This is a genomic window from Streptomyces sp. NPDC040545 (assembly GCF_055595065.1).
This window is the reverse complement of sequence record NZ_JBVIWA010000001.1, coordinates 299088-316098: the sequence shown is the minus strand read 5'-3', so window position 1 is coordinate 316098 and position 17011 is coordinate 299088. Positions and strand designations below refer to the sequence as shown.

The following is a 17011-nucleotide window of genomic DNA, read 5'->3' as shown; positions in this document are numbered from 1 at the left end:
CGGTCAGCCGCCGCTGGAGCCGGAGCTGGAGTGCCCGCCGATGCCGCCGCGGGTGACGGCGGACTTGTCGAAGCTGCCGCCGGCGACCTTGCCGGAGCTGACGTAGCCGCCGTAGTAGTAGGCGCCGGTGCCGCCGGTCTTGCACTCCTTGTTGTTCAGCTGGTTGAGCGTCGAGCGGGAGGCACAGCGCTTGTCCGGTTCGTCGCTGCTGCCGCAGGCCACGAGCGTGGCCGCGAGCAGGCCCATGCCTCCGAGGGCGACGGCGCCGGAGCGCATGCGGCGCTGATTGGTGCTGCTGCTGTCCATGTCTGCTGCTCCCCCTGGGGCCTCGCGTGCTGCCGACAGAGTAGAGCGGGGCCACCGGCCGATGGAATCCGGCCGCCGTGAGATCCGTGACCTAGAGTCAGTTCGTGTTGATTGGGATGATTTGCGCGCTCGGTGCGGCGGTCTGCTTCGGTACGGCCTCGGTGCTGCAGGCGGTCGCGGCGCGGGCGGCGGAGCCCGGAACCGGGTCCGGAGTGGACACGGCACTGTTCCTGCGGGCCGTTCGGCAGTGGCGCTACCTGGCGGGTCTGGGCCTCGACGGAGCCGGCTTCGTGCTCCAGATCATCGCCCTGCGGCACGTCCCGATCTACGCGGTGGGGGCGGCACTGGCGGCCAGCCTGGCGGTGACGGCGGTGGTCGCGGCGCGCCTGCTGCGGGTGCGGCTGTCCCGGACCGAGTGGGGCGCGGTGGCGGTGGTGTGCGCGGGGCTGCTGATGCTCGGGCTCTCCGCCGGGGAGGAGGGCACGGGGACCGGGTCGACGGCGCTGGAAGTGGGCATGCTGGTGGTGGCCGGGCTGGTGCTGCTGGTCGGCGTGGTCGCGGGCCGGCTCCCGGACGGGCCGCGGGCGCTCGTCCTCGGCGTCGCGGCGGGGACGGGCTTCGGGGTGGTGGAGGTCTCGGTCCGGCTCATCGACTCCCCGTGGGACCTGCACAACCCGGCCCTGTATGCCCTCCTGCTGGGCGGCGGCGCGGCCTTCCTGCTCCTCACCTCGGCCCTGGCGCGGGGCTCGGTGACGGTGGCGACGGCGGGCATGGTCCTCGGCGAGACGATCGGCCCGGCGGTGGTGGGCGTGGCCTGGCTCGGCGACAGCACCCGCGAGGGCCTGGCCTGGCTGGCGGTGACGGGCTTCGCGGTGGCGGTCGCCGGCTCCCTGGCCCTGGCCCGCTTCGGCGAACCGTCGGCCCCGGCGGAGCGATGACCGGTGCCCGCCGTGTCGGGGCTCCGCCCCGAACCCCGCGCCTCAAACTCCCCCAGCTACCGCTGGGAGGTGCCCCCTGGCGAGGCTGGAAAATCCAGCCTCGCTGGGCAATCTTCCAGCCTCGCCGGCGTTTGAGGCGCGGAGGTTCGGGGGCAGCGCCCCCGCAACGGCGCCGCAGGTCACGGCAGCGCCGCGGCCAAGGCGGCCAGCGTCGGCCCCCACGCGCTGTCCGACGGCGTCCCGTAACCCACCACCACCGCATCCCGCGGCGCCGGATCCGCATCCGGATGCCGGAACCGCCCCAGCCCGTGCAGGGCCAGGTCCTGCCAGGCCGCGGACTGCAGGACCGACCGCTCCAGCCCCTCCGGGAGGTCCAGCACCGCGTGCAGCCCCGCCGCGATCCCCGACACGCCCACCCGGTCCCCCACCGCCGCCACCAGCTCGTCCCGCCGCCGCCGGTACCGCAGCCGCATCCCGCGCACGTGCCGGTCGTACGCCCCGGAAGTGAGGAACTCCGCCAGCGTCAGCTGGTCCAGCGCGCCGCACGCCCACTCCGTGGGCCGCCCGGCGGCCAGCACCTCCTCCAGCAGCCCCGGCGGGACCACCATCCAGCCCATCCGCAGCCCCGGGGCCAGTGACTTGCTGGCCGTCCCGAGGTACACCACCCGGTCCGGGTCCAGGCCCTGCAGCGCACCGACCGGCTGGCGGTCGTAGCGGAACTCCCCGTCGTAGTCGTCCTCCAGGATCAGCCCGCCCGTGGTCCGGGCCCAGTCGACCGCGGCGGCCCGCCGGGCCGGGGTCAGGGCCACGCCCGTCGGGAACTGGTGCGCCGGGGTCAGCAGCACCGCTCCCGCCGCCGCGGTCAGCTCCCCCGTCCGGGCCCCCTCCCGGTCCACGCCCAGGGGGCGCGTGCGCAGCCCGGCCCGCACCAGCAGGTCCCGGTGGAAGTCCAGGCCGTAGCCCTCCACCGCCACCTCCCGCACCCGCCGCGCCCGCAGTACGCCCGCCAGCAGCTCCAGCCCGTGCAGGAAGCCCGCGCACAGCACGATCCGTTCGGGGTCCGCGTACACCCCGCGCGCCCGCGCCAGGTATCCGGCCAGCGCCCTCCGCAGCTCGATCCGGCCGCGCGGGTCGGCCGCGTACCCGAAGGCCTCGTTCGGCGCGTCGGTCAGCGCCCGCCGGGCCGCCGACAGCCAGGCCGCGCGCGGGAAGCCGCCCAGGTCCGGGGAGCCGGGGATCAGGCTGTACGCGGGCCCCTTGCGCGCGGGGCGCCGTACGGGGGCGGCGGCCGCGGGCCGGCGCGGGCGGGCCCGTTCGGCGACGCGGGTGCCGGATCCCTGGCGGGCCGTCAGCCAGCCCTCGGCGATGAGCTCGGCGTACGCCTCGGCGACCGTGTTCCGGGCGATGCCCAGGTCGGCGGCGAGGGTGCGGGACGACGGCAGCCGGGTGCCGGCCGCCAGCCGCCCACTGCGCGCGGCCTCGCGCAGGGCCTCGGTGAGCCCGGCCCGCAGGCCGCGTCCGGCGGTGAGGTCCAGGTGCAGGTCGGCGCCGGAAGTGGCCCACGTTTCCGTCATGGATATGGACCATATCGGTGGGCCGCCTGGCTCCTAGGGTGGATCACATGACGACCACACACGAACACGCCCCCGAGCACACCCCGCGCATGCAGATGGCGAAGCTCGCCCCCGAGGTCTACAAGGCCGTCCTCGCCCTGGAGATCGCCTCCAAGAAGGGCCTGGACCCCTCCCTGGTCGAGCTCGTCAAGATCCGGGCCTCCCAGATCAACCACTGCGCCTTCTGCCTCGACATGCACACCAAGGACGCGATCGCCGCCGGTGAGAGCGTCGAGCGCATCATCCAGCTGGGTGCCTGGGAGGAGTCACGGCACTTCTACACCGAGAAGGAGCTCGCCGCGCTCGAGCTCACCGAGGCCGTCACCGTCCTGACGGACGGCTTCGTGCCCGACGAGGTCTACGAGAAGGCCGCCAAGCAGTTCGAGGAGCGCGAGCTCGCCCAGCTGATCGCCGTCATCGCGACGATCAACGTCTGGAACCGCATCGGCGTCACCACCCGCCTGGTGCCGGGCCACTACACCCCGGGCATGTACAAGTAGGAGTGGTCATTCCGTCCTGAACGACTCCACGGCCGCCGTCAGGTTCGCGCGTACCGCCGCGCCGTCGGCGGCCGGACCGGCCGCCAGCAGCGCCCACCGCCTGCCGTCCGGGGCGACGGTGATCCGCTCGATCGCGCGGCGGCGTCCGTGGGACTCCTGGTTGTCGTACTCGTACACCAGCTCGCAGGACCCGCCGGCGGCCGGACCGATGGAGACCTCCTGGTAGCCGGGACGGCTTCCGAGGGCCTGCGAGGAGGTCCGCAGCAGCTCGCACGCTCCGACGCCGTCCGACTCGGTGACACGGAAGAACTGCATCAGCGCACTACGATCCCCGGGCGGCCGGTAGAAGGAGCCGCTGCCGTCCTCGTCGCGGCTGCGCTCCCAGCCCGTGGGGACGGCGACCGAGAAGCCGCCGTCGTCGCGGACCACCGTGTACGGCGGCGGGACCGAGGGCGACGCGGAGGACGGCGAGGGAAAGGCTGCGGACGGGGCCGCGCCCGGACCCGTACCGGACGGCGGGGCCGGGGTACCCGAAGCCGACGGGGCCGCGGCGGGTGCCTTCGGCTCCCCGCCGCCCAGGACGAACCATCCCGCCACGGCGCAGCCGCCCACCACCACGGCCCCGAGGGCCACCAGCAGCGGGACCTTCCACGACCGCTCCCGGCCCGGACCGCCCAGGCCGCCCTGGCCGCCCCCTTGCGGGCGGGGCGGGTACGAGGGCGGGGCCGGGGGCGGGTAGGAGGGCGGGGGCGGGGGCGGCTGATCCGCCCACTCCCAGCGCTGCGACTGCGGGTTCCAGTGGGCACCGCCGCCCGTGGCCACCGGTCAGCTCCCCAGCGAGGCGAGCAGCCCGCCGAGGGCGGCCGCCGCGTTCACCGAGTCCACCACCGGGGCCCAGCGCCGGAGCGCGGCCCGCAGCCGGGCGGGCAGGCCGGGCCGGATCTCCCCGGCCTCCTCCAGTTCCCCGGCGGCCTCGTCCAGTTCGGCGTCGAGCGCCGACCGGTCGGCGCTGCGGGGCAGGTGGACAAGGGCGATGCGCAGCTCCCGTACGGCCTCCAGCAGTTCGGCCGCGCCCGGGGCGCCCGCCCCCGTACCGCCTTGGTGGACGGTGGTGTTGGTGATGTCGGTACCGCCGATGCTGAAGGTGCTTCCTTCGATGCGGTTGATCCGCACCTCCCCGCTTCCTCCGTCGTGCGTCACTGCCGCTCTCCCCTGCTCGTGTGGTGGCTCGTCCGATTGTGGTGTCCGCTGCCGCCCACGCTGAACGCGCTGTGGCTCACCGACTGGATGTACACGCCGCCCTCCGCCACGGTGACCGCGCGCTGCGCGAACTCCTCCGTGTGCCAGCCCGCTTCGTGCAGGGCCAGGGTCACGCCGCCGACGATCCGGTCCTGGATGGTCTTCAGGTACCGGTCCAGGTCCATCAGCTGGAACAGCGAGGCGTCCTCCTGCGCCGCAAGCTCGCGTACGGACACGGCCGGACCGGCCGGGAGCGCGCCGCCGTGGCCCCCCGTGGCGATCTGCCACGGGCCGCGGCTGCCGCCCGACAGGGTGGTGAGCGCCTTGGGGAGCGAGCGCGGGGCGTGCCTCAGCGCCCAGACCGCCTTGGCGAAGGGGCTGTTCCGCAGGTGGCGCCGGGCCACGTCGTCGGCCTCCTGGAACTGGGGCCGTACGGGCAGCAGCACGTGCGGCGCCACCTCCAGCATCAGCATCCCGCCCTGGGTGTGGACGCGTACGAAGACGGTGATGACGAGGTTCTCGTCCCAGCCGCCGACCCGTACCCGCAGGAAGTGGCGGCGGCGCTCCCCGCCCTCCTCCACGGCTCCGGCCCGGTGGACGTCGAACGCCCGGTCCGAGAGGTCCGGCTCGTGCGCCGCGGGCAGTCCGGAGGCCGGGAGGAACACGCACTCGTCGACGACCAGTTCCCGCAGCCGGTCCAGTACGGCCTGCTCGGCCTCCGGTGAGCCGTGCGGCGACGGGACGCGCAGGGCCTCCAGCCGCGGCCGGATCCGGGCCACGATCCGCTCGTTGTCCAGCGGTTCGGGCTCCACCCCGTCCGTGCGGGGGCGCAGCTCGACCGACAGGTGCCAGGGGCGGTAGGCCGCGCCGGCGCCGCAGAACGGATCGTCGACGTTGTAGATGACCAGGCGGCTGTGCTGGGTCCGCAGGATCCGGTCGCGGGTCCGGGCGAACCGGCTGCCGGAGGCGGGGTCGGCGTTCGGGTCGGCGTACCGGGTCCGGCTGAGCGAGGTGCTGATGACACGGGCGAAGTGGCCCCGCTGGAGGCCGACGACCAGGGTGAGCAGGGCGAAGACGATCAGGGCGGCCCAGGCGTAGCGGCTCGCGATTCCGCCGCCGTGCAGGGGCATCGCCAAGAGGGTGCCGAACGGATCCACCTCGAACAAGCGCAGCATGAGCTGGAAGATCAGGACCGAATCGTCGGCCCCTCCCACGCCCGTATGACCTTCGATCGCACCGACCAGCACGCCCAGGCCGACGCCGAGGAGTAGCACGGAGCCGCAGCCGCGCAGGAGGAGTTCGAGGAAGCGACTGCCACGTCCTGTCTTCTTCCGGCGGCGCGTGATCCGCCCGGCGCCGCTCAGGAAGGCGGCCGGGATGAGCAGATAGAGCATGAGCGGCTGGGCCAGCAGCAGGCCGAGGCCCCACACCGCCAGGACGGCGAAGGCCCAGGCCGCTTCGGCGCGGCGGGCCTGGAGCGCGTGGGCGAGGACGCGGGCGGCGTCGAAGCCGTAGGAGGGCGCCACGAAGCGCTCCTCGTGGACATAGAGCTCCTGGATCACCCGGTCGCGGTACGCGGCGTCGAGATAGTTCCCGGCGCACAGCAGCCGGCCGGCCTCGCTGAGCGAAGGGTGCACAGGCGTTCTGTCGTCCACGGTGCTTGTCACCGAATCCCCCTTTCGGTGTGCGGAGGGAAACGATAAGGCGATCATCAGGAACGCGACAGGCGCGATCACGCCAAAAGGCCCCGGCGCAGTGCGCCGGGGCCTTTCGGAAGAGCGGATCGGGTCCGGAGACCGGATCAGATCAGGCCGAGCTCACGAACCGCGTCGCGCTCCTCCGCCAGCTCCTGGACGGAAGCGTCGATGCGGGTGCGGGAGAACTCGTTGATGTCCAGGCCCTGGACGATCTCGTACTTGCCGTCCTTGCAGGTGACGGGGAAGGAGGAGATCAGACCGGCCGGGACGCCGTAGGAGCCGTCCGACGGGATACCCATCGAGGTCCAGTCGCCCTCGGCGGTGCCGTTGACCCACGTGTGCACGTGGTCGATGGCGGCGTTGGCGGCCGAGGCGGCCGAGGACGCGCCACGGGCCTCGATGATCGCGGCGCCGCGCTTGGCGACGGTCGGGATGAAGGTGTCGGCCAGCCACAGCTCGTCGCCCACGACCTCGGCGGCGTTCTTGCCGGCGATCTCCGCGTGGAAGATGTCCGGGTACTGGGTCGCCGAGTGGTTGCCCCAGATGGTCAGGCGCTTGATGTCGGAGACGGTGCTGCCGGTCTTGGCGGCCAGCTGCGAGATCGCGCGGTTGTGGTCCAGGCGGGTCATCGCGGTGAAGCGCTCGGCCGGTACGTCCGGGGCGGCGGCCTGCGCGATGAGCGCGTTGGTGTTGGCCGGGTTGCCCACGACCAGGACCTTGATGTCGTCCGCGGCGTGCGCGTTGATCGCCTGGCCCTGCGGCTTGAAGATGCCGCCGTTGGCGGCGAGCAGGTCGCCGCGCTCCATGCCCTTGGTACGCGGGCGGGCGCCCACGAGCAGCGCGACGTTCGCACCGTCGAAGCCCTGGTTCGGGTCGTCGAAGATGTCGATGCCGGCGAGCAGCGGGAAGGCGCAGTCGTCGAGCTCCATGGCGGTGCCCTCAGCGGCCTTCATGCCCTGGGGGATCTCCAGAAGACGGAGCTTGACCGGCACGTCCGCGCCGAGCAGGTGACCGGACGCGATGCGGAAGAGCAGCGCGTAGCCGATCTGGCCGGCGGCGCCGGTGACGGTGACATTCACGGGAGTGCGGGTCATGGCCTTCTCCGTTAGACAGCTGGCGGTGGGGCGTCCCTGCCCCATGTGCTGGAGGACGCCGCTCCCCAGTAAATCTTGACGTGAAGAGACATCCGCGGTCAGGCTATCCGACCCGGGACCGGGCTAATCCCCGGGTCCGTGTGGTGCACGGCACACGGACCCCGATGTTCGAAGGTCCGACCGGTCCTCGGACCGTTATTCGACCAGGAAGATCTGGCCCGTCCGGTGCCCTTCGACCGACTTGACGTAGGCGTTCGCCGTGCGGGCCACGGGCACGGCGTCGAAGCCCCCCGCAGCGTGCAGGCCGACCCCGAGGAGGCCGTGCCGTGGCTGCGGCAGCGCCGCCTGGACCTGGCGGTGACCTACGTCTACCCGCTGCTCGGAGCCCCGCCCACGGCCGGGACCACCGCGGTGCCGCTCTTCGACGATCCGCTGTGCCTGGCCCTGCCGCAGGCCCTGCTCCCCGCCTACGGGCGGGACGGGCTCGGCGCGCTGCGGGGGAGCGCCTGGGTCTCGGCCCCCGCCCCGAGCAGCTGCCGCGAGATGCTGTTGCACGCCTGCCGCAACGCCGGATTCACCCCGCGCATCGCGCACGAGTGCGCGGATCTGCGGTCCGGGCTCTGGCTCGTCGCCACCGGGCAGGCCGTGTCGATCCTGCCGAAGCTGCTGTGCGACGTCCCGCCGCCCGGCGTCGCCGTACGGGAGCTGCCGGGCCCGGGGCGGACGCTGGACGTCCTGGTCCGGGCGGGCACGGAGACCCAGCCGGCCGTCGCGGCCACCCTGGCCGCACTCACGTCGCTCACGTCGCTCATGCCATGGGGACCGGCCGCGCCACCCGCACCGCCCGCGCCGCTCACCGCACGGTGAAGCGGACCGCATCCTCCATGAACGGGATCACCAGCCACGGCTTGGGCGCCGCCATCACCAGCGCGAGCAGCGTGATCGCCACGCCCAGCAGCCCGTACGTGATCATGTCCGTGAAGCGGGAGCGCACCGCGAGCATCCCCACCGAGGGCAGCACGCGCCGCATCACCGAGGCCGCGATCAGGGCCACGCCGATGGCCAGGCAGCCGACCCGCGGGTGCCCGAAGGCCGTGGCCAGCAGCCCGACCGCGGTCGCGGTGAGCACGCTGAGCATCGGCCACTGACGGGCCGGCGTGGACACGGCCCCGGGTACGGCACGGCCGCTGCCCTCGGGGCGCGCGGTGTCCCGGGTGATGGAGGGGAACCGGCGGGACCTGGCCACCGGCTCGGCCCCGGCCGCGGCGGGACCGGCCTGCGCACCGGGCACGACGGGCTTCGCGGGCACGACCGGAGCGACGGGGGTGCCGTTCGCCCGGGCCGCCCCGCCGCCCGCCGCGTTCTCCGCGTCCGGTTCAGCCTGCACTGGTGGTCCGTTCCGCCGCCTCGACGACATTGACGAGCAGCTGCGCGCGGGTCATCGGGCCGACCCCGCCCGGGTTCGGCGAGATCCACGCGGCCACCTCGGCCACGCCGGGGTGCACATCACCGACGATCTTCCCCTCCCCGTCGCGGCTGACGCCCACGTCGAGCACGGCCGCGCCCGGCTTCACGTCCTCCGGCTTGACCAGGTGCGGGACACCGGCCGCCGCGACGATGATGTCCGCCTGGCGCAGCTGCGCGGAGAGGTCGCGCGTACCGGTGTGGCAGAGCGTCACGGTGGCGTTCTCGGACTTGCGGGTCAGCAGCAGGCCGATGGAGCGCCCGACGGTGATCCCGCGGCCGAGGACGACGACGTGCGCGCCGTTGATGCCGACGCCGTGGTGGCGCAGCAGTTCGACGATCCCGTACGGGGTGCAGGGCAGCGGTCCCGGCTCGTTCAGCACCAGCCGGCCGAGCGACATGGGGTGCAGGCCGTCGGCGTCCTTCAGCGGATCCATCAGCTCCAGGACCCGGTTGGTGTCGATGCCCTTGGGGAGCGGGAGTTGGACGATGTAGCCGGTGCACTCCGGGTTGGCGTTGAGCTCCCGGACGACCGCCTCGATGTCTTCCTGGGAGGCCGTCGCGGGCAGTTCGCGCTGGATGGAGGCGATGCCGACCTCGGCACAGTCCTTGTGCTTGCCGTTCACGTACCAGCGGCTGCCCGGATCGTCACCGACCAGGAGGGTGCCGAGGCCGGGGGTGACACCCCGGGCCTTCAGGGCCGCCACGCGGGCGGTCAGTTCGGACTTGATCGCGGCGGCGGTGGCCTTGCCATCGAGAATCTGGGCGGTCATGCCCCCATCCTCCCGGATGAGGTGGCCCCGGTTCCACTCAAGGCACTCACGGGGGCTCAGGGTTCATTGCACTTGCACAACAAGTCACCGGCCGTTCCACAACCAACTGGACAAGCCCGGGCCCGTCGGACCACGATGAAATGACTGATGTGCCGCGGGCAGTGCCGGGGGGCGGGACCGCACCGTGCAGGATTCCTCCGCGCTCATGCCGTGCGTCCCCGCACTTCCACGGAGGAACACCCCAACATGAGCTTCGGCGAACCGCACAATCCGTACGGACAGCAGCCGCCCCAGGCCCCGCAGGGGCAGCCCGGCTACGGCTACCCCCAGCAGGCACCCCAGGGCATCCCGCCGCAGGGCGGCTACGGCTACCCGCAGCAGGCCCCGCTGGGCTACCCGGGCGGGCCCGGCGGCTACCCCGGCGGTCCGGGCGGATACCCCGGGGCCCACATGGAGATGCCGGGCGGTGCCAAGGCCGCCCGCGTCATCCTCTTCATCCTGGGCAGCCTGCAGGCGCTGCTCGGCCTGCTGGTGATCATCGGCGGCGCCGTCTTCGCCTCGGCCCTCTCGGGCTCCTCCAGCTCCTCGGCGGAAGAGGCGGGCGCCGCCGTCGGCGTCGGCTTCGTCATCGGCGGCCTCTTCCTGATCGGCCTGGCCCTGTGGGCGTTCCTGACGGCGGCCAAGATGGGCAAGGGCCGCAACGGGGTGCGCGTCTCCGGCATCGTCTACGGCTCGATCCAGACCTTCTTCGCCGTCATCAGCGTGCTGTTCAACCTGGTGGCAGCGGGTGCCAGCGAGCACTCGGGCGGCCCCACCGCCATCGCCGTGCTGCCCGCCCTGGTCTCCCTCGCCCTCGGCCTCACGATCGTCATCGGCCTCGCGAAGGCCGGCGACTACTTCAAGCGCCCGAGCTACTGACCCCGCCCGTCCGCAGAACCGGCGAAGGCCGCGCCCCGCAGTGCGGGACGCGGCCTTCGCCGTAGATCGGGGCCGTGGGTCAGGGCCGTGGGTCAGGGCCGTGGGTCAGGGCCGTGGGTCAGGGCCGTGGGCCGGACTCAGTGGAAGAAGTGCCGGGTCCCGGTGAAGTACATGGTCACACCGGCCTTCTGCGCGGCCTCGACGACCTGCTCGTCGCGGACCGAACCGCCCGGCTGGACCACGGCCTTGATGCCCGCGGCCGTCAGGATCTCCAGCCCGTCCGGGAACGGGAAGAAGGCGTCGGACGCGGCGTACGAGCCCTGCGCGCGCTCGGCGCCCGCCCGCTCGACGGCGAGCTTCGCCGAGTCGACACGGTTGACCTGGCCCATGCCGACGCCGACCGAGGCGCCGTCCTTGGCGAGCAGGATCGCGTTGGACTTGACGGCCCGGCAGGCCTTCCACGCGAAGGCCAGCTCGGCGAGCTCCGCCGGGGACAGGGCCTCGCCGGTGGCCAGGGTCCAGTTCGCCGGGTCGTCGCCCTCGGCCTGGAAGAGGTCGCTCTGCTGGAGCAGCGCACCGCCGGAGATGGGCTTGAGGTCACCCGGCTGGTGCGGGGTGCCGTCCACCTTCAGGACGCGGATGTTCTTCTTCTTGGCCAGGATCTCGACCGCGCCGGCCTCGTAGGCGGGGGCGGCGATGACCTCGGTGAAGATCTCCGCGACCTGCTCGGCGAGCTCGACGGTCACCGGGCGGTTGACGGCGATGACGCCGCCGAAGGCGGACAGCGGGTCGCAGGCGTGCGCCTTGCGGTGGGCCGCGGCGACATTCGTGCCGACCGCGATCCCGCACGGGTTGGCGTGCTTGATGATCGCGACGCAGGGCTCGTCGTGGTCGTAGGCGGCACGGCGCGCGGCCTCGGTGTCCACGTAGTTGTTGAAGGACATCTCCTTGCCGTGCAGCTGCTCGGCATTGGCGAGTCCGCCCGGCTGCCCGTCCGTGTAGAGGGCGGCGGCCTGGTGCGGGTTCTCGCCGTAGCGCAGGGTCGACTTGCGCTCCCAGGCGCCGGCCAGGAACTCGGGCAGGACCGCCTCCGGCTCCGGCGCGTACGCGTTCGTGAACCAGGAGGCCACGGCCACGTCGTAGGCGGCGGTGTGCTGGAAGGCCTCCGCCGCGAGCCGCTTGCGGGCGGTGAGGTCGAAGCCGCCGCCCTGGGCCGCCGCGATGACGTCGGCGTAGCGGGCCGGGCTGGTGACGACGGCGACCGAGGGGTGGTTCTTGGCGGCGGCGCGGACCATCGACGGGCCGCCGATGTCGATCTGCTCCACGCACTCGTCGGGGGTGGCGCCCGACTGGACGGTCGCCAGGAAGGGGTAGAGGTTGACGATCACCAGGTCGAAGGGCTCGACGCCCAGCTCGGCGAGCTGGTTGCGGTGGTCCTCCAGGCGCAGGTCGGCGAGGATGCCGGCGTGCACGCGCGGGTGCAGGGTCTTGACCCGGCCGTCCAGGCACTCGGGGAAGCCGGTCAGCTCCTCCACCTTGGTGACGGGCACCCCGGCGGCGGCGATCTTCGACGCGGTGGAGCCGGTGGAGACGAGCGCGACGCCCGCCTCGTGCAGCCCGCGGGCCAGCTCTTCCAGTCCCGTCTTGTCGTAGACACTGACGAGCGCACGCCTGATCGGCCGCTGGGTCGTGGTCGGGTCGTTGCTCTCTACGGCGGTCACTGGATTGTTACCTTTCGTCCCTCAATGCGGTAGCCGTGCCGGGCCAGACGCCCCACGACATCGACGAGCAGCTGGCGCTCGACTTCCTTGATGCGCTCATGGAGAGCGGCTTCGTCGTCCTCGTCCCGGACCTCGACCACACCCTGGGCGATGATCGGACCGGTGTCCACGCCGCTGTCCACGAAGTGGACCGTGCAGCCGGTGACCTTCGCGCCGTAGGCGAGGGCGTCCCGTACGCCGTGCGCACCGGGGAAGGCGGGGAGGAGGGCGGGGTGGGTGTTGATGAACCGGCCGCCGAAGCGGTCTATGAACACCTTGCCCACGATCTTCATGAATCCGGCGGACACGACGAGGTCCGGCGCGTACGCGTCGGTCGCCTCGGTGAGGGCGACATCCCACTCCGCGCGGCTGCCGTAGCCCTTGACCGGGCAGACGAAGGTGGGGATCCCCGCCTTCTCCGCCCGCTCCAGGCCGGCGATGTTCTCGCGGTCGGCCCCCACGGCGACGACTTCGGCGCCGAAGCCCTCGGATCCGCCGGGGTGGGCGTCGATGGCGTCGAGCAGGGCCTGGAGGTTGGTGCCGGAACCGGAGACCAGCACGACCAGGCGGGAGGCGGCCATGGGAGGCCCTTTCTCGCGGGATTGCGGTGTTCGTCTTGTGTGGTCATACGAAACTTCGGGGTACCGATATATGGGGAACCATACGAAGCCACCGACCGCCTGCAACGATACCGGTACACCGGACAGCCCCCGAGGGACGGGGGGACGGCCGGGCGGTAGCGTCTGGCGTACAAGCCGCAAACTGGCCTCACCTCGCCACGACGTCCCCGTGACGTCCATGACACAGGGGAAGAAACACACCCGATGCCGGACCGCCGTCAACCCGACCCCCCCACCGACGACAACCCCTTCGCGGCTCCGCCGGAAGGCCGGCCCGACCAGCCGTGGCAGCCGCGCAGCGGTGGTGACGGGAACGGCGACGGCCCGAAGGACTCGGACGGCCAACGGGGACCGGCGCGCTGGGACCCGACGGACCCGATCCAGCGGCGCGCCCGCTACGCGCTGCTGGCCGGCATGTGGGGCTTCTTCTTCGGGATCTTCGGGATCCCGTCGGTGGGACTGCTGCTCGGGGCACTCGCCCTCTACTGGGGAATCAGCGCGCTGCGCGGCAAGCCCGCACCGGCGACCGCCGAGGGCGCGCCGGCGGCGCCGGCCGGCCTGGACGCCCTGGGCCCCGCGGCCCGCCCCCAGCGCACCGCGGCGGTGAGCGGCCTGGTCACGGCTTCACTGGCGATCCTGCTGGCGTTCAGCTCGTACGCCCTGCAGCTCGCCTACAAGGACTTCTACGTCTGCCGCGACGACGCCCTCACCAAGTCGGCGGAACTCCAGTGCAACACCCTCCTCCCGGACAACGTCGTCGGCGACGTCCTGAAGGTCCGCCAGTAACACTCCGACCAGGGGCCATTCCAGCCCCGCCGCACCACTTCAACCTCGCCGCACTACTTCAGCCCCGCCGGCGTTTGAGGCGCGGAGTCCGGGGCGGAGCCCCGGCAACGGCGGCGCACCCGAACGGCCTACTCCGGTGGCGGCTTCCGCCGGGCCAGCACCCGCGCCCCAACCACCGGCGGAGCCAACGGCACTGACACCGCCTCGGTCGGCAGCACCGGCTCGGCCGACTCGGCCGGTTTCGCCACCAGCAGGCCCGGATCCAGATCCAGCCCGGACACCACGGTCACGGCCCGCCGCCCCGGCCCCCGCCCCCCAGGCACAGCCTCAGGAACCGCCGGAACCGCCGGAGGCACCGGCGTCGCCATGTCCGGAATCAGCGCCCCCGCAGCCTTCCGCATCGCCGCCCACCGGATCTCCCGCACCCCGCTGTCGTGCCATGTGTCGTCCCCCGCCACCGCGTCATCGGCATCGGCATCCAGGGCGGACGGCCCGATGGCCGGGCGGGTCCGCCACGCGTGCACCGCCACCGCCAGCGGCACGGCCAGTACCGCCGTCCAGGCGAAGGCCGCCACCCCGGTGGTCCACCACACCGGGCCGAATTCCGACAGCCTCCGCGAGCCCAGCGGCCCCGCCGAGGCCGCCGCGAGCCCGGTCATCGCCAGGCCGCACACCACCGCGCCGAGGGCCGCCGTGAGCGCGGTCTCCCCGTACGAGACCTCGCGTGCCCGGCGTACCGCGAACCAGCCCACGGCGAGCCCCGCGACCACCGAAACCCCGGCGACCGCCCAGGTCAGCGGAGTCCCCGGGCCCTCGGCCGGGAGCGCCGCCAGCAGCGGGAAGCGGGGCAGTCCCGGCGCGCCCGGGAAGCCGAGCGGGGTGGCCGTGACGTCGGCGCCCAGGGCGAAGCCGGGCCCGAGCGCGTAGGCAGCTCCCCAGACCATGGCGTTGGGGATCAGGGTGAGGGCGAGCAGCAGGACGGCGAAGCGGCCCGACCACACCCCGGTCAGCGACAGGAACGAGGCCTGGACCTCGGCGCCGTGCCACGCGAGCGAGGCGCCGACGACGAGCGCGCCGCCGCCCAGGAGCACCAGGGCACCGCCCGCGCCCGCCCGGAGCGCCAGCGCGTAACGGGGGCGCACGACAGCCTTCCGTACGCCCCCGGGCAGCCAGGACGGCAACGGCCCGAGCGGACGCCCCCGGGCCCCCCACACCCCGGCTGCGGCGGCGAGTACGGCCACCAGCGGGATGTGCCAGGCCGCGCTGATGGGGTCGGCCGACATGGGACCGCCGGCGGCGTACGCCGTGACGAGGGCGCCGACGGCGAGGTATCCGCAGAGCACGGCCGAGAACACGGCTCCGGCCGGCAGCACCTCGTCGTCCTCCTCGGCGGCGCTCCCCAGCCGGGCGGCCCGCCGCATCAGCAGCACGGGCAGCACGACGAGGAGCAGGGGCGTCATTCCCACGGGGGCGGGGACGCCGGACAGGGTGTCGTAGCGCACCAGCTCGGTCCCGTGGGCGAGCAGCCACAGCCCGGCGGCCAGGTGCAGGGCCCCGCCGGGGCCGCTGTCGGGGTAGGGGGAGCTGATCCACAGCACGATGACGAGCACGGCGAGGAAGCCGAGCCCGAGTCCGGCCGCCACGGCGCCGCCCACGACGCATGCGGCGGCGGCCGGTGAACGGCGCCGCACGCCGGCTCGCGGGGCCGCTGACAACGGGGTCCCGCGTTCGGTCACTTGGGTCACCCCGCCATGGTGCCAACGACACGCGCTATGGACGGGTAACAGGCGAATGCCCGTGGTGTCGCTCAATATACGTTTATGTACTTTTTCGCCCAGAGCGGCCGGTTCGCGGGGAGTGTGGCATGACACGAAGCGTCGAGACGACCTCCTCAGAGGACTCGGAGCTGAGCCTGCCCGCCCCCAAGGAGCGCCGCAGACTGCGCGAGGCGGCGGAACTGACGCACGATGAGGTCGCCGCGGCCGCGGGGGTCACCGCGGCGACCATCCGCTCCTGGGAATCGGGCCGCACGGCCCCCCGCGGGCGCAAGCGCGAGCTGTACACGCAGCTCCTGGCGCGCCTGGCGGCCCCGCCGCAGGACGCCGGTCCCGACGGGGCGCCCGGGGAGACGAAGACGGCCCGGGCGGCGGAGGAACCCGCCGCGGACCCACCCGCCGCAGGCCCACCCGTCCCGGACGGACCGACCACGGCCGGAACGGCCTCGGACGGGCCGGCCTCGGACGGGCCGGCCTCGGACGGGCCGGCCTCGGACGGACCGGCCTCGGACGGACCGGCCTCGGACGCGCAGGCGGCGGACGGGCGGACCGAGCCCGACGAGATCCCCGCCGAAGACCCCGCCGAGGACCCCGCAAGGGTCCCGGTACCGGGACCGGCCGAGGCCTTCGACGCCCTCTACGCCCACGCCGCCCGCGACCTCGCCCGGCAGGCCTACCTGCTCACCGGCCGCCGGGCGCTCGCCCTGGAGGCCGTGGAGAAGGCCTTCGTCCAGGCCTGGGACCGATGGCCCGAGGTGGCGACCGACCCGGACCCGGTGGGCTGGGTGCGCGCGATCGTGTACGAGTACGCGCTCTCCCCCTGGCACCGGTTCCGGCGCGCCCACCGCCATCCCGACAAGCCGCCCGCCGAGCCCGCCGACCGGATCCTGCTCGACGCCCTGCTCTCGCTGCCCCCCGCGAACCGCCGTACCGTCCTGCTCTACGACGGCGTCGGTCTCGATCTCCCCGACACCGCGGCCGAGACCGAGGCCACCACGCCCACCGCGGGCCACCGGCTCGTGCACGCGCACGCCGACCTCGCCGACCGGATCCCCGAACTGGCCGACGCACCGCTCGAGAAGCAGTCCGCGCTGCTGCGCGACCTGTTCACCGCGCTGCGGCCGGCCGTCGACCTCGAGCCGCGGACGGCGGCCGCCGTCCGCGGCGGCGGCGAGCGGCGCACCCGGCTGTGGACCCGCGCGACCCTCAGCCTGACGGCGATGATCGCCGTCTCGACGGCCTACACGCTCATGACCGCGCCCACCCACTACGAACCCCCGCTGGCACCCGGCGAGAGCGTCTCCGGCGTGCCCCCGCTCGCCGGCCCCCAGCAGCTCACCGAACGGAGCAGGAAGCTCCACGACAAGCTGCTCGCCGACCCGGAGGCCGGACCGGCGCGGATCGCACCGAAGGTCGAATGACGACGGGCATGCGAACGGGCGTGGGGGGGGGGGGGGGGGAGGGGGGGGTGGGGGGGGGGGGGGGGGGGGGGGGGGGGTGGGGGTGGGGGGGGGGGGGGGGGCGGGTA

Annotated in this window: 17 protein-coding genes; 6 read left to right on the top strand and 11 right to left on the bottom strand. The window is 73.6% G+C overall.

Annotated features, from left to right (window positions below):
- Positions 1-3 precede the first annotated feature (3 nt).
- Positions 4-306: a hypothetical protein gene (locus tag ACZ573_RS01555; protein WP_301367082.1), complete on the bottom strand. Its 303-nt coding sequence runs from the start codon at positions 304-306 to the stop codon at positions 4-6.
- 116 nt (positions 307-422) lie between these two features.
- Between ACZ573_RS01555 and ACZ573_RS01550 the strand changes: the two genes are divergently transcribed.
- Positions 423-1244 (top strand): DMT family protein, encoded by an 822-nt coding sequence (locus ACZ573_RS01550; RefSeq protein ID WP_471298990.1) that lies wholly within the window; start codon positions 423-425, stop codon positions 1242-1244.
- A 179-nt stretch (positions 1245-1423) separates the two neighbouring features.
- Here ACZ573_RS01550 and pdxR read toward each other — a convergent pair whose 3' ends face one another.
- Positions 1424-2818, bottom strand: coding sequence for a MocR-like pyridoxine biosynthesis transcription factor PdxR (gene pdxR, locus ACZ573_RS01545; RefSeq protein ID WP_471297640.1), 1395 nt, complete (start codon positions 2816-2818; stop codon positions 1424-1426).
- 47 nt (positions 2819-2865) lie between these two features.
- Here pdxR and ACZ573_RS01540 point away from each other — a divergent pair, with 47 nt between their 5' ends.
- Complete coding sequence (locus tag ACZ573_RS01540) at positions 2866-3357, top strand: carboxymuconolactone decarboxylase family protein (RefSeq protein ID WP_471297638.1); 492 nt, start codon at positions 2866-2868, stop codon at positions 3355-3357.
- A gap of 6 nt (positions 3358-3363) precedes the next feature.
- Here the strand turns inward: ACZ573_RS01540 and ACZ573_RS01535 are convergent, their stop codons facing one another.
- The 4 genes from ACZ573_RS01535 to ACZ573_RS01520 form a co-directional block, all read right to left on the bottom strand.
- Complete coding sequence (locus ACZ573_RS01535) at positions 3364-4179, bottom strand: hypothetical protein (protein ID WP_471297636.1); 816 nt, start codon at positions 4177-4179, stop codon at positions 3364-3366.
- A gap of 3 nt (positions 4180-4182) precedes the next feature.
- Positions 4183-4557, bottom strand: a complete 375-nt coding sequence (locus ACZ573_RS01530) for a hypothetical protein (RefSeq protein WP_471297634.1) — start codon at positions 4555-4557, stop codon at positions 4183-4185.
- The gene (locus ACZ573_RS01525; RefSeq protein WP_471297632.1) at positions 4554-6263 is read right to left on the bottom strand and encodes a hypothetical protein; all 1710 of its coding nucleotides are present in this window, start codon (positions 6261-6263) and stop codon (positions 4554-4556) included. The genes ACZ573_RS01530 and ACZ573_RS01525 overlap by 4 nt, the downstream gene beginning before the upstream one ends.
- 134 nt (positions 6264-6397) lie before the next feature.
- On the bottom strand, positions 6398-7387 hold the full coding sequence (locus ACZ573_RS01520; protein ID WP_314248294.1) for a malate dehydrogenase: 990 nt from the start codon (positions 7385-7387) through the stop codon (positions 6398-6400).
- 297 nt (positions 7388-7684) lie between these two features.
- On the opposite strand from ACZ573_RS01520, the gene ACZ573_RS01515 reads away from it, so the two are divergent.
- Positions 7685-8254, top strand: a complete 570-nt coding sequence (locus ACZ573_RS01515) for a LysR substrate-binding domain-containing protein (RefSeq protein WP_471297628.1) — start codon at positions 7685-7687, stop codon at positions 8252-8254.
- On the opposite strand, the gene ACZ573_RS01510 is transcribed toward ACZ573_RS01515, so the two are convergent.
- Together ACZ573_RS01510 and ACZ573_RS01505 are read right to left on the bottom strand one after the other, a co-directional pair.
- Positions 8241-8774, bottom strand: coding sequence for a DUF3017 domain-containing protein (locus ACZ573_RS01510; RefSeq protein ID WP_471297626.1), 534 nt, complete (start codon positions 8772-8774; stop codon positions 8241-8243). The genes ACZ573_RS01515 and ACZ573_RS01510 overlap by 14 nt on opposite strands.
- A complete protein-coding gene (locus ACZ573_RS01505) occupies positions 8764-9624 on the bottom strand; it encodes a bifunctional methylenetetrahydrofolate dehydrogenase/methenyltetrahydrofolate cyclohydrolase (RefSeq protein WP_471297624.1) in 861 nt (286 codons plus the stop codon). The genes ACZ573_RS01510 and ACZ573_RS01505 overlap by 11 nt, the downstream gene beginning before the upstream one ends.
- A 246-nt stretch (positions 9625-9870) precedes the next feature.
- Between ACZ573_RS01505 and ACZ573_RS01500 the strand changes: the two genes are divergently transcribed.
- A complete protein-coding gene (locus ACZ573_RS01500; protein WP_471297622.1) occupies positions 9871-10542 on the top strand; it encodes a hypothetical protein in 672 nt (223 codons plus the stop codon).
- Positions 10543-10679: 137 nt separating this feature from the next.
- Here the strand turns inward: ACZ573_RS01500 and purH are convergent, their stop codons facing one another.
- Entirely contained in the window at positions 10680-12263 is a 1584-nt protein-coding gene (purH, locus tag ACZ573_RS01495) for a bifunctional phosphoribosylaminoimidazolecarboxamide formyltransferase/IMP cyclohydrolase (RefSeq protein ID WP_471297620.1), read from the bottom strand.
- Positions 12260-12883 (bottom strand): phosphoribosylglycinamide formyltransferase, encoded by a 624-nt coding sequence (gene purN / locus ACZ573_RS01490; RefSeq protein WP_189733222.1) that lies wholly within the window; start codon positions 12881-12883, stop codon positions 12260-12262. Before purN ends, purH begins: the two co-directional genes overlap by 4 nt.
- 243 nt (positions 12884-13126) lie before the next feature.
- Here purN and ACZ573_RS01485 point away from each other — a divergent pair, with 243 nt between their 5' ends.
- Positions 13127-13708 carry a hypothetical protein gene (locus tag ACZ573_RS01485; RefSeq protein ID WP_471297618.1) on the top strand — a complete coding sequence of 194 codons (582 nt, stop codon included), beginning with the start codon at positions 13127-13129 and terminating at the stop codon, positions 13706-13708.
- A 128-nt stretch (positions 13709-13836) separates the two neighbouring features.
- Here the strand turns inward: ACZ573_RS01485 and ACZ573_RS01480 are convergent, their stop codons facing one another.
- Positions 13837-15453 carry a cell division protein PerM gene (locus tag ACZ573_RS01480; RefSeq protein WP_471297616.1) on the bottom strand — a complete coding sequence of 539 codons (1617 nt, stop codon included), beginning with the start codon at positions 15451-15453 and terminating at the stop codon, positions 13837-13839.
- Between the two features lie 119 nt (positions 15454-15572).
- Between ACZ573_RS01480 and ACZ573_RS01475 the strand changes: the two genes are divergently transcribed.
- Positions 15573-16904, top strand: a complete 1332-nt coding sequence (locus tag ACZ573_RS01475; RefSeq protein WP_471297614.1) for a helix-turn-helix domain-containing protein — start codon at positions 15573-15575, stop codon at positions 16902-16904.
- Positions 16905-17011: the final 107 nt, after the last annotated feature.

Bases quoted from the DNA above. Each gene is read 5' to 3' on its own strand.
- ACZ573_RS01550 (WP_471298990.1), top strand. From the start codon at position 423: ATGATTTGCGCGCTCGGTGCGGCGGTCTGCTTCGGTACGGCCTCGGTG.
- purN (WP_189733222.1), bottom strand. From the start codon at position 12,883: ATGGCCGCCTCCCGCCTGGTCGTGCTGGTCTCCGGTTCCGGCACCAAC.
- ACZ573_RS01485 (WP_471297618.1), top strand. From the start codon at position 13,127: ATGCCGGACCGCCGTCAACCCGACCCCCCCACCGACGACAACCCCTTC.
- ACZ573_RS01555 (WP_301367082.1), bottom strand. From the start codon at position 306: ATGGACAGCAGCAGCACCAATCAGCGCCGCATGCGCTCCGGCGCCGTC.
- pdxR (WP_471297640.1), bottom strand. From the start codon at position 2,818: ATGACGGAAACGTGGGCCACTTCCGGCGCCGACCTGCACCTGGACCTC.
- ACZ573_RS01500 (WP_471297622.1), top strand. From the start codon at position 9,871: ATGAGCTTCGGCGAACCGCACAATCCGTACGGACAGCAGCCGCCCCAG.
- ACZ573_RS01475 (WP_471297614.1), top strand. From the start codon at position 15,573: ATGACACGAAGCGTCGAGACGACCTCCTCAGAGGACTCGGAGCTGAGC.
- ACZ573_RS01520 (WP_314248294.1), bottom strand. From the start codon at position 7,387: ATGACCCGCACTCCCGTGAATGTCACCGTCACCGGCGCCGCCGGCCAG.
- ACZ573_RS01505 (WP_471297624.1), bottom strand. From the start codon at position 9,624: ATGACCGCCCAGATTCTCGATGGCAAGGCCACCGCCGCCGCGATCAAG.
- ACZ573_RS01540 (WP_471297638.1), top strand. From the start codon at position 2,866: ATGACGACCACACACGAACACGCCCCCGAGCACACCCCGCGCATGCAG.